The 10,865-nt window shown below is 65.3% G+C and carries 11 protein-coding genes; all 11 read left to right on the forward strand.

Going from position 1 to position 10,865, the window contains the following annotated elements; all coding sequences use genetic code 11:
* Positions 1 to 50 precede the first annotated feature (50 nt).
* The 11 genes from B3T77_RS08185 to B3T77_RS08235 are packed head-to-tail and all read left to right on the forward strand — an operon-like array spanning position 51 to position 10,837.
* A complete protein-coding gene (locus B3T77_RS08185) occupies positions 51 to 677 on the forward strand; it encodes an NADH-quinone oxidoreductase subunit J (RefSeq protein WP_017503986.1) in 627 nt (208 codons plus the stop codon).
* Positions 677 to 982 (forward strand): NADH-quinone oxidoreductase subunit NuoK, encoded by a 306-nt coding sequence (gene nuoK, locus B3T77_RS08190; RefSeq protein ID WP_292078754.1) that lies wholly within the window; start codon positions 677 to 679, stop codon positions 980 to 982. Before B3T77_RS08185 ends, nuoK begins: the two co-directional genes overlap by 1 nt.
* Before the next feature lie 2 nt (positions 983 to 984).
* A complete protein-coding gene (gene nuoL, locus B3T77_RS08195) occupies positions 985 to 3,072 on the forward strand; it encodes an NADH-quinone oxidoreductase subunit L (protein WP_292078755.1) in 2,088 nt (695 codons plus the stop codon).
* A 4-nt stretch (positions 3,073 to 3,076) separates the two neighbouring features.
* Positions 3,077 to 4,561, forward strand: coding sequence for an NADH-quinone oxidoreductase subunit M (locus tag B3T77_RS08200; RefSeq protein WP_165116613.1), 1,485 nt, complete (start codon positions 3,077 to 3,079; stop codon positions 4,559 to 4,561).
* Between the two features lie 9 nt (positions 4,562 to 4,570).
* Entirely contained in the window at positions 4,571 to 6,013 is a 1,443-nt protein-coding gene (gene nuoN / locus B3T77_RS08205) for an NADH-quinone oxidoreductase subunit NuoN (RefSeq protein ID WP_292078759.1), read from the forward strand.
* 4 nt (positions 6,014 to 6,017) lie between these two features.
* Positions 6,018 to 6,767: a biotin--[acetyl-CoA-carboxylase] ligase gene (locus B3T77_RS08210; RefSeq protein WP_082503565.1), complete on the forward strand. Its 750-nt coding sequence runs from the start codon at positions 6,018 to 6,020 to the stop codon at positions 6,765 to 6,767.
* Positions 6,764 to 7,543 (forward strand): type III pantothenate kinase, encoded by a 780-nt coding sequence (locus tag B3T77_RS08215; protein ID WP_292078805.1) that lies wholly within the window; start codon positions 6,764 to 6,766, stop codon positions 7,541 to 7,543. Before B3T77_RS08210 ends, B3T77_RS08215 begins: the two co-directional genes overlap by 4 nt.
* Positions 7,544 to 9,217: a ribonuclease J gene (locus B3T77_RS08220; protein ID WP_017503979.1), complete on the forward strand. Its 1,674-nt coding sequence runs from the start codon at positions 7,544 to 7,546 to the stop codon at positions 9,215 to 9,217.
* A gap of 56 nt (positions 9,218 to 9,273) precedes the next feature.
* Positions 9,274 to 10,182 carry a hypothetical protein gene (locus tag B3T77_RS08225; protein ID WP_292078765.1) on the forward strand — a complete coding sequence of 303 codons (909 nt, stop codon included), beginning with the start codon at positions 9,274 to 9,276 and terminating at the stop codon, positions 10,180 to 10,182.
* Between the two features lie 40 nt (positions 10,183 to 10,222).
* The gene (locus B3T77_RS08230; RefSeq protein ID WP_292078767.1) at positions 10,223 to 10,561 is read left to right on the forward strand and encodes a DUF3088 family protein; all 339 of its coding nucleotides are present in this window, start codon (positions 10,223 to 10,225) and stop codon (positions 10,559 to 10,561) included.
* Between the two features lie 9 nt (positions 10,562 to 10,570).
* A complete protein-coding gene (locus B3T77_RS08235) occupies positions 10,571 to 10,837 on the forward strand; it encodes a DUF1467 family protein (RefSeq protein ID WP_055753501.1) in 267 nt (88 codons plus the stop codon).
* Positions 10,838 to 10,865: the final 28 nt, after the last annotated feature.

Below are 10,865 nucleotides of genomic sequence, written 5' to 3' on the forward strand. Positions count from 1 at the left end.
GCGATTCCTGAACGGGGTCGCGGCCGATACGAAAGGGGCTTCGTCCCGACATGCTGCAAGGCATAGCCTTCTATCTGCTGGCGGCGGTCGCCACGGTTTCCGGCCTTCTGGTCGTGACCGCGCGCAACCCGGTGCACAGCGTGCTGTGGTTGATCCTGGCCTTCTTCTCGTCGGCGGGTCTGTTCGTGCTGCTGGGCGCCGAGTTCCTGGCGATGCTGCTGGTCGTCGTCTATGTGGGCGCGGTCGCGGTGCTGTTCCTGTTCGTCGTCATGATGCTGGACGTGGACTTCCTGAAGCTGCGCGAAGGCTACGCGCGCTATCTGCCGCTGGGCGCCATCATCGCCGCCGTGCTGCTGGTGGAGATGATCATCGTCTCGGTCGCCGTGGTTCAGGGCGGCGCCGCTGCAGGCCTGCCGGCGCCGGGCGCGCCGGACGCCAGCGTGACCAACGTCGAGGCCATCGGCCGCGTGCTCTACACAGACTATGTCTACTTCTTCCAGGCGGCCGGGATCGTGCTGCTGATCGCGATGATCGGCGCCATCACCCTGACCCTGCGCCACAAGCCGCACATCAAACGCCAGAACCCCGGCGACCAGGTGAACCGCGACCGTCGCAAGTCGGTCGAGATCAAGTCCGCCGCCACGGGCGAAGGCGTCAGCGCCGAGGAGCTACTCTGATGATCGGTCTGGCCCACTATCTGACGGTCGCCGCGATCCTGTTCACCATCGGGGTGTTCGGCATCTTCGTGAACCGCAAGAACGTCATCATCATCCTGATGTCGATCGAGCTGATCCTGCTAGCGGTGAACATCAACTTCGTCGCCTTCTCGGCCTATCTGAACGAGATCAGCGGGCAGATCATGGCGATGTTCGTCCTGACCGTCGCCGCGGCCGAGGCCGCCGTCGGCCTGGCGATCCTGGTGACCTTCTTCCGTAACCGCGGCGACATCGCCGTGGACGACGCCTCCGTGATGAAGGGCTGAGCGTGACTTTCCATACCCTCGTCATTCTCGGGATCTTCGCCCCGCTGCTGGGCGCGGCCATCGCCGGCTTCTTCGGACGCCGGATCGGCTCCATCCCGTCGCAAGCCGTTACGACCGGCCTGCTGTTCTTCTCGTGTGCCGTGGCCTGGACGGTGTTCGGCCAGTGGACCTGGGGCCATCTTGAGCCCTTCACCATTCGCCTGGCGCCCTTCATCAACGTGGGCGACTTCCAGTCGGCCTGGTCGATCCGTATCGACGCCCTGTCGGCGACCATGCTGATCGTGGTCACCAGCGTGTCCTCGCTGGTTCACCTGTATTCCTGGGGCTACATGGCCGAGGACGACAGCCGGCCGCGCTTCTTCGCCTATCTGTCGCTGTTCACCTTCATGATGCTGGCGCTGGTGACGGCGGCCGACTTCATGCAGATCTTCTTCGGCTGGGAAGGCGTGGGCCTGGCGTCCTATCTGCTGATCGGCTTCTGGTTCAAGAAGCCGACGGCCAGCGCCGCCGCCATCAAGGCCTTCGTCGTCAACCGCGTCGGCGACTTCGGTTTCGTGCTGGGGATCATGACGATCTTCTGGATGTACGGCACCATCAACTTCGCCGAACTGTTCCCGCTGATCGCCACCAAGGCCGGCACGACGTGGGAGTTCCTGGGCGTCCAGTGGTCCGCGCTGGATCTGGCCGGGTTCCTGCTGTTCATCGGCGCCATGGGCAAGTCGGCCCAGTTCTTCCTGCACACCTGGTTGCCGGACGCGATGGAAGGCCCAACACCGGTGTCGGCGCTGATCCACGCCGCGACCATGGTCACCGCCGGCGTCTATATGGTCTGCCTGCTGAGCCCCATCTATGAGTACGCGCCGGGCGCGTCGCAGATCATCGCCATCATCGGCGCGATCACGGCCCTGTTCGCCGCCACGGTTGGCCTGACCCAGAACGACATCAAGCGGGTCATCGCCTATTCGACCTGTTCGCAGCTGGGCTACATGTTCTTCGCGGCGGGCGTCGGCGCCTATCAGGCGGCCATGTTCCACCTGTTCACGCACGCCTTCTTCAAGGCCTTGCTGTTCCTGGGCGCCGGCTCGGTGATCCACGGCATGCACCACGAGCAGGACATGCGGAAGATGGGCGGCCTGTGGAAGCTGCTGCCGGTCACCTATGCGGTGATGACCATCGGCACCATCGCCATCACCGGCCTGGGCATCCCCGGCGTCGGCGGCTTCGCCGGCTTCTACTCCAAGGATTCTATCATCGAGAGCGCCTATGCCTCGGCGGCCTCGGGTCACTCGGCCATCGGTCTGTTCGCCTTCTTCGTCGGCATCATCGCCGCCGGTCTGACGGCCTACTATTCGTGGCGCCTGGTCTTCATGACCTTCCACAACAAGCCGGTGTGGAAGGAAGAGGGCGACGCCCATCATGCTGACGACCACGCTTCCCACGCCCAGCTGGAAACCCATTCCGAGCCGGTCGGCGATCATCACGAAGATCATGCGCATGACGACCACGGTCATCATGGTCCGCTGAAGCCGCATGAGAGCCCGCTGGTCATGCTGGTTCCGCTGATCCTGCTGTCGGTCGGCGCCGTCGCCGCCGGCTTCGTCTTCGCGCCGCACTTTATCGGCCACCATGAGGGCGAGTTCTGGCGCGGCGCGATCTTCACCGGTGCAAACAACCACGTCCTGCACGAAAGCCACGGCGTTCCGACCTGGGTGAAATGGTCGCCGCTGATCCTGACGCTGATCGGCACCGCCTTCGCCTATTGGATCTACGTGGCTCGCGAGGGCATGGGCCGTCGCATGGCCGAGCGGAACGGCGCCATCTACCGCTTCCTCTACAACAAGTGGTATTTCGACGAGTTGTACGACTTCGTCTTCGTGTGCGGCTTCCGCGCCATCGGGAACTTCTTCTGGAAGATCTGCGACGTGAAGATCATCGACGGTCTGGGCCCGAACGGCGCCGCCTGGGTGTCGCTGAAATCCGCCGCTCGACTGGGCAAGATCCAGTCCGGCTATGTCTATCACTACGCCTTCGTGATGCTGCTCGGGGTGGCTGGTCTGCTCACCTTCGCCATCCTCGCGTGGGGAGCCTGATCTCGTGCCCTACATCCTGAGCCTCGTTACATTCCTGCCCCTGGTCGGGGCCCTGGCGATCTTCGCCGCTCGGCTGACGTCAAAGTCGGCCGACGCGACCGCGCCGGCCGCGCGTTGGATCGCGCTGATCACCACCCTGGTGACCCTGGCGGTGTCGGTCGTGCTGGTCGCCGGCTTCGACCCCGCTAACACCGGCTATCAGTTCGTGGAGATGGTCCCGTGGTTCGCGGGCGCCAGCTATCACCTGGGCGTCGACGGGATCTCGATCCTGTTCGTGCTCCTGACGGCCTTCCTGATGCCGATCTGCATCTTGGCCAGCTGGAAGTCGGTCGAGACGCGCGTCGTCGAATATATGATCGCCTTCCTGGTGCTGGAGACGCTGGTCATCGGGGTGTTCACCTCGCTGGACCTGTTCCTCTTCTACATCTTCTTCGAAGGCACGCTGGTCCCGATGTTCCTGATCATCGGCATCTGGGGCGGTCAGAACCGCATCTACGCGGCCTACAAGTTCTTCCTCTACACCCTGCTGGGGTCCGTCCTGATGCTGCTGGCCATGCTGTGGATGGCGCATGAGGCGGGCACCACCAGCATTCCTGAGCTGAAGCGTTTCGCCTTCGATCCGGCCGTCCAGCCGATCCTTTGGCTGGCCTTCTTCGCTTCGTTCGCGGTCAAGATGCCGATGTGGCCGGTCCACACCTGGCTGCCCGACGCCCACGTCCAGGCGCCGACGGCCGGTTCGGTCATCCTGGCCGGCATCCTGCTGAAGCTGGGTGGATACGGCTTCATCCTGTTCAACGTGCCGATGTTCCCGATGGCGTCGGAGATGTTCCGGCCGCTGGTCTTCACCCTGTCGGTGATCGCCATCGTCTATACGTCGCTGGTCGCCTGGCGTCAGACGGACATCAAGAAGCTGATCGCCTATTCGTCCGTGGCCCACATGGGCTTTGTGACCCTGGGCATCTTCGCCGGCAACGACATCGGCATGCAGGGCGCCATCTTCCAGATGATCAGCCACGGCCTGATCTCGGGCGCCTTGTTCCTGTGCGTCGGCGTCGTCTACGACCGGATGCACACCCGCGAGATCGCCTTCTACGGCGGCCTGACCTCCAAGATGCCGTGGTACGCCGCCATCTTCCTGATGTTCACCATGGCCAACGTCGGCCTGCCGGGCACCTCGGGCTTCATCGGCGAAGTTCTGACCATGACGGGGGCCTACAACGCCTCGACCTGGGCGGCGCTGGTCGCGGCCTCGGGCGTCATCTTCTCGGCGGTCTATGCCCTGACCCTGTACCGCGCGGTCATGTTCGGCGAGATCACCAATCCGAAGCTTGAGACCATCACCGACATCGACAAGCGCGAACTGCTGCTGTTCGTGCCCCTGATCGTCGGCACCATCTGGCTGGGGGTCCATCCGGCCTCCGTCCTCGATTACACCGGGCCTGCCGTCGAGGCCCTGACCAGCGCGTATCGCGCCGCGATCGGCGGGTGAGACTTACAGATGCCTGATCTATCCTCCGCCCTGCATCTCGCCGCCTCGGAAGTCACCCTCGCGGTCGGCGCCCTGGTCCTGCTGATGGTCGGCGCCTTCATGGGCGACAAGAGCGCTCGTCTGGTCTCGATCCTGTCGGTCCTGCTGCTGATCGCCGCGTCGGTCATCTCGATCGTCGGACCGTGGGGCGTCGCCTTCAACGGCGCCTATGTCGCCGATCCTCTGGCCATCTACGCCAAGAGCCTGATCTATCTGTCGGCCGCCGTGGCGGTCGTGCTGGGTGACGGCTGGATGAAGCGCACGCGCATCGCCAAGTTCGAATATCCGGTCCTGATCGTGCTGGCCTCGGCCGGCATGGGGATGATGGCGTCCTCGGGCGACCTAATCTCCATGTACGTCGGGATCGAGCTGCACTCGCTGGCCCTGTATGTGCTCGCCGCCTTCCACCGCAACGACGTCAAGGCGTCGGAAGCAGGCCTGAAGTATTTCGTCCTGGGCGCGCTGTCGTCGGGCCTGCTGCTGTATGGCGCCAGCCTGATCTACGGCTTCGCCGGCTCGATGCGGTTCGAGGACATCGCCGCCGTCGCCGCCGACAATCCCGGCCCGGGCCTGGTCTTCGGCCTGGTCTTCCTGATCTGCGGCCTGGCGTTCAAGGTTTCGGCCGCGCCGTTCCACATGTGGACGCCCGACGTCTATGAAGGCGCGCCGACGCCGGTCGTGGCGCTGTTCGCCACGGCGCCCAAGGTCGCTGCCATGGTGCTGATCGCCCGCGCGCTGGAAAACGGTTTCGGCGACGCCCACGCGCAGTGGTCGCAGGTCCTGATCGCCATCTCCCTGATCAGCTTCGTCGTCGGCGCTTTCGGCGGTCTGGCGCAAAAGGACATCCAGCGCCTGCTGGCCTATTCCTCGATCGCCAACATCGGTTACGCCCTGCTGGGCATTGCGGCGGGCACGGACGAGGGCCTGCAGGCCATGCTGATGTTCATGACGCTGTATGTCATCGATCAGTTGGGCTTCTTCGCCATCCTGCTCAGCCTGTCCAAGTCGGGCCGTCCGATCCGCCGCATCGCCGATCTGGCTGGCTTGAAGAAGGATCGGCCGCTGACGGCCGTGGCCCTGACCATCCTGTCGCTGTCGGTCCTGGGCATGCCGCCGTTCTCGGGCTTCTGGGGCAAATACTATGTGTTCGGCGCAGCCGCCGATGCAGGACTGTGGCCCGTCGCGGCCGCCGGCCTGGTCGCCTCGGTCGTCGCCGCCTTCTACTATCTGCGCATCCTCAAGCTGATGTGGTTCGATGCGCCGGTGGACGACATCGCCACCGACGCCGCGCCGGTCGAGGCGAAGTGGATCGGTTGGGCCTGCGCCGCCTTCGCCTTCCCGTTGGTGATCGTCGGTCTGACCTGGCTGGAGCCGCTGACCAAGGCTGCGAGCGCCGGCTTCGGGAACGGGTAGGGCGTTGGCGCCCGTCCCACTGGTCATCCTCGACGAGATCGACTCGACCAACGCCGAGGCGCGCCGTCTCGCCGAAGCCGGAGAGGCGGGGCCGCGCTGGATCGTGGCACGCCGCCAGACCGCTGGCCGCGGTCGGCGGGGTCGCAAGTGGGACACCGATCAGGGCAATCTGGCCGCCACCCTTCTGATCACCACGCCCAAGTCGGCGGCCGAGGCGGCCCAGGCCACCTTCATCGCGGCCCTGGCCGTCGCAGACCTGCTGGACGTCTTCGTCTCGCCCGCGCTCGTTTCGATCAAGTGGCCCAACGACGTCCTGCTGGACGGGGTCAAGGTGTCGGGCATCCTGGTCGAATCCGGCCGGCACGCGAACGGCGACCTCTGGCTGGCGGTCGGCATCGGCGTGAACCTTGCCCATGCGCCCGAGGGCACCGAGCGGGGGGCGACCTCGGTTGCCGAACGTCTGCGCGCCGACCTGGCCTATGTGCCGCCGATCGAGGCCGCTGCCGAAATCCTGGCCGAGACCTTCGCCGTCTGGTGGGGGCGTTGGCAGACGATGGGCTTCGAGCCCGTGCTCGACGCCTGGACCAGCCGCCTGACGGGGCTCAACGGACCGTGCGTCGCGCGTCTGGACAATGAGACGCTGGAAGGACTGGCCGAGGGCGTGGAGCCGGATGGCGCCCTGCGCCTGCGTCTGGCCGACGGCTCAGTGCGGTTGATTTCGGCCGGCGATGTCTTCTTCGGGAAAGCCGCCTGATGCTTCTCGCCATCGAGCAGGGCAATACCAACACGCTGTTCGCCGTTCACGACGGTTCGGACTGGATCGCCCAATGGCGGGCCGCGACCGAGGCCAGTCGCACGGCCGACGAATACGCCGTCTGGCTGAACCAGCTGATGGTGATGAAGGGGCTGAAGTTCGACGCCCTCGGCGGCTGCATCATCTCCAGCGTCGTGCCCCAGTCGATCTTCAACCTGCGCAATCTGGCGCGGCGCTATCTGAACATCGAACCGCTGGTCATCGGCGAGAACGCCGAACTGGGCATCGAGGTGCGGATCGCCAAGCCCAGCGAGGCGGGAGCCGACCGACTGGTCAACGCTGTGGGGGCCTCGCTGATGTATCCGGGCGACCTTCTGCTGATCGACAGCGGCACGGCGACGACCTTCGACATCGTCTCGGGCGACGGCGCCTTCGAGGGCGGCCTGATCGCGCCCGGCATCAATCTGTCGCTTCAGGCGCTGCATGAAGCAGCCGCCAAGTTGCCGCGCATCGCCATCCAGAAACCCGAGAACGTCATCGGCAAGGGCACGGTCGAGGCCATGCAGTCCGGCGTTTTCTGGGGCTATATCTCGTTGATCGAAGGCCTGGTCGGGCGCATCAAGGCGGAGTGGGGCAAGCCCATGACCGTCGTCGGCACCGGCGGGGTCGCCAGCCTGTTCGAAGGCGCGACCCACAGCATCGATCACTTCGATCCCGACCTGACTATTCGCGGCCTCCTCGAAATCTGGCGTCGTAACGCCCATTTGACTGATTGAATGAAAAAGCAAACCCAAGACGAACTCGTTTTCCTGCCGCTCGGCGGCTCGGACGAGGTCGGTATGAACCTGAACGCCTATGGCTTCGGCCCAGAGGCGAACCGTGAATGGCTGATCGTCGATGTCGGCGTCACCTTCGGCGACCTGTCCACGCCAGGCGTGGATGTGATCGTGCCGGATCCCACCTTCCTGGAGGGTGAGAACATCAAGGGCATCGTGCTGACCCACGCGCACGAAGATCACATCGGCGCTCTGGGCTGGCTATGGCCGCGCATCAAGGCGCCGATCTACGCCACGCCCTTCACCGCCTATCTGATCCGCGACAAGCTGCGCGAGCGCGGCATTCTGGACGAGGTCGAACTGATCGAGGTGCCGCTGGGCGGGACCGTGGACATCGGCACCTTTGGCGTGACCTTCGTCAACATGACCCACTCGATCGCCGAGCCCAGCGGCCTGGCCATCGATACGCCGCTGGGAATGGTGTTCCACACCGGCGACTGGAAGATCGACGACCAGCCGGTGATCGGGACGAAGACCGACGCCCCCGTCATCCGCGCCCTAGGCGACGAAGGCGTGCTGGCCATGGTCTGCGATTCGACCAACGTCTTCGTGCCGGGCGTCGCCGGGTCCGAGGGCGATGTCGCCGTCGCCATCTCCAAGCTCATCGCCAGCCTGAAGGGGCGTGTTGCGGTCGGCTGCTTCGCCTCCAACGTCGCCCGTATGGACAGCGTGATCCGTGCGGCCGAGGCCTGCGGGCGTCGCGTGGCCCTGGCCGGCCGGTCAATGCACCGGATCACGGCGGCGGCCAAGCACGTCGGCATGCTGAAGGACGTGAAGCCCTTCCTGTCGGACGAGGAGGCCCGCGTCTGGCCCGCCGATGAAATCCTGTACCTGTGCACGGGCAGCCAGGGTGAGGCGAGGGCGGCGCTGTCGCGCGTCGCCGACGGCACCCACCCTGTCGTGAAACTGGGTCTGGGCGACCACTGCATCTTCTCGTCGCGCCAGATCCCCGGCAACGAACTGGCGATCGGCAATCTTCAGGACCGCCTCGCGGACCGCGGCGTGCGCCTCTACACCGAGAAAGATCACCCCGGCATCCACGTCTCGGGCCACCCCTGCCGTGACGAGCTGAAGCAGATGTACGAATGGGCCCGGCCGCAGATCGCGGTGCCGACCCACGGCGTGCGTCGCTTCCTCTTGGAACACGCCAACCTGGCCAAGGACATGGGCGTTCCCGAAACGGTGACGCCACGCAACGGCGACATGGTCCGCCTGGCCCCTGGCCCGGCCAAGATCATCGACGAGGTGCCGAACGGTCGCCTGTACGTCGACGGCGGCATGCTGGTGACCGAGCAGGGCGAGGCTCTGAAGGAGCGTCGTCACGCCTCAACCAACGGCGTGCTGATCGTCAGCTTTGCTTTGGACAAGCGCGGTCGCATCGCCAGCGACATCGACATCCGCAGCGTCGGCCTGCCCGGCGATACCGCCACGCCGCTCGGCGATGCGCTGGACAAACTGGCCGAGCGCGTCGAACAGGTGGTCAAGGGCCTGAAAGGCGATGCGCTGGACGACGAAATGGTTATCGAACAGGCCGTCGCCCGCGTGCTGAAAAAGGCCAGCCAGCAGATCTGGGATCGTCGTCCCATCGTCGAGACGGTCGTCCTGCGCGTCTGATGCAACCTTGACCGTTTGGGCGCATTGGTCGTGCGCCTGAACGGTCGGGGAAACGCATGTCGAAAAAGCCTGCCCGTGCGCGCCGCCTGCTGGAGCGGATCCGGCACGCCCGCCATCCGCTGCGCGGTTGGCGGCGGTGGGCGGTGATTGCGGGGCAGGGGCTGGTCGGCTTCGTCGCCCTGTTCGCCGTGGTCAATCTGGTGCTCAGCCTGTCGACCTTCCGGGGCGAAGACCCTTTGGCGCGGACGGTTCACGAACTGCGCGTGCTGTGGTTCAGCCCGCCCGATGGCCAACCGATGTCGCCGACCGCCTTTCCGACCGTCTATGGTCGCGATCTGGGACCAGCGCCCGACACCGCCGCCATCCATGCGTATCTGGAGCGCGAGGCGGAGGACGGCGTCTTTCTGCTCGACCACGTCATGGTCGATCGTATCCTGAAGCTGAACGGTCGGATCGATGCGCGCAGCGTGCCGTCGGGCGTCTATGTCGGCGCCCATGCCCTGGGACCAGACGGGATGCCTTTGGTGCCGGTGACCAAGTTCATGGCGCAATATCTGCTGTTTCCGCGCCATGCCTATATTCTGGTGGTGCCTGAAAACGGACCGGCCATCGCCTTCTCCGCCAGTCAGAACGCCAAGTTCGGCATCGACATTCATCCCGAGCGGTTGTCGGCCGAGATCGCGCCGTTCGATCCGAACGCCTATGACTTCCCCAGTTCGGGCGAGGCGCTGCACGAGATGACGCGCATCACCAATGACCCGGCGCGCGTCGCGACGGCCGTCGAAACGCTGAAGGGCGCCCAGGCGCGGCTGGCGCAGGAGGGTCTGACCTACGGCCTTCTGGCGCCGAACTCGAACACCGCCGTCGGCTGCGTGCTGCAAGGCGCCGGGGCGATCACGCAGCAGGCGCGCTCTTCGATCCTTCTTGCGCTACGGGCGCCGGGGTTTGGCGCATCATGCGAATAGCGGTCGCGCCGACGGCCTCAACTCGGATATATCCACGCCGATGACCGAGCGACTCTTCTTGCTGAACCCCGACTGGTACGACGACCAGGGCGGTCCGTGGTTCTGCCCGCCCGGGGCCTATATCGAGGGTGTCCTGGCCTTCTATCCTCAGCTTCGCGATGCGCTCGACGTCGTCTATCTGGACCATCCGCGCCCACGCCAGCCGGTCATCGACCAAGTTGGCGAGGCGCATCAAAGCTGCCCCATCCTGATCCTGGACGGCGAGCTGGATTGGCCCGAGGCCGAGGTCAGCGAAACGACCGGACGGCGGTTTCTTCAGGATCACGCCATCGCTCCCTATCTGGCGGCCCGCTACGGCGTCGGCCGGCCCCATCCCTAGAGGTCCGTCATGCCCATCGGCGTCTTCACCATGGTCGGCATCTACATCATCGCCTGGTGGACGGTGCTGTTCGCCGTGCTGCCGCTGGGCACGGCCAGCGAGACGCACGAGCCGCCGACCGACGGCTCACAATGGGGCGCGCCCAAGACGCCCAATCTGAAGAAGAAGTTCCTGACGACCACCTGGGTCTCGGCCTTGGTCTGGGTGTTCGTGATGGTGCTGATCTTCACGGGCTGGCTGCCCCTGCCGAACTTCGCCAGCGGCCCGGCTGTCTAAACGACGCATCGGCCTAGCTTTCGCCCCG

It is taken from the genome of Brevundimonas sp. UBA7838, from assembly GCF_002500885.1.
Taxonomy (GTDB): Bacteria; Pseudomonadota; Alphaproteobacteria; order Caulobacterales; family Caulobacteraceae; genus Brevundimonas; species Brevundimonas vesicularis_C.

Bases quoted from the DNA above. Each gene is read 5' to 3' on its own strand.
- B3T77_RS08185 (WP_017503986.1), top strand. From the start codon at position 51: ATGCTGCAAGGCATAGCCTTCTATCTGCTGGCGGCGGTCGCCACGGTT.
- nuoK (WP_292078754.1), top strand. From the start codon at position 677: ATGATCGGTCTGGCCCACTATCTGACGGTCGCCGCGATCCTGTTCACC.
- nuoN (WP_292078759.1), top strand. From the start codon at position 4,571: ATGCCTGATCTATCCTCCGCCCTGCATCTCGCCGCCTCGGAAGTCACC.
- B3T77_RS08220 (WP_017503979.1), top strand. From the start codon at position 7,544: ATGAAAAAGCAAACCCAAGACGAACTCGTTTTCCTGCCGCTCGGCGGC.
- B3T77_RS08225 (WP_292078765.1), top strand. From the start codon at position 9,274: ATGTCGAAAAAGCCTGCCCGTGCGCGCCGCCTGCTGGAGCGGATCCGG.
- B3T77_RS08230 (WP_292078767.1), top strand. From the start codon at position 10,223: ATGACCGAGCGACTCTTCTTGCTGAACCCCGACTGGTACGACGACCAG.
- B3T77_RS08235 (WP_055753501.1), top strand. From the start codon at position 10,571: ATGCCCATCGGCGTCTTCACCATGGTCGGCATCTACATCATCGCCTGG.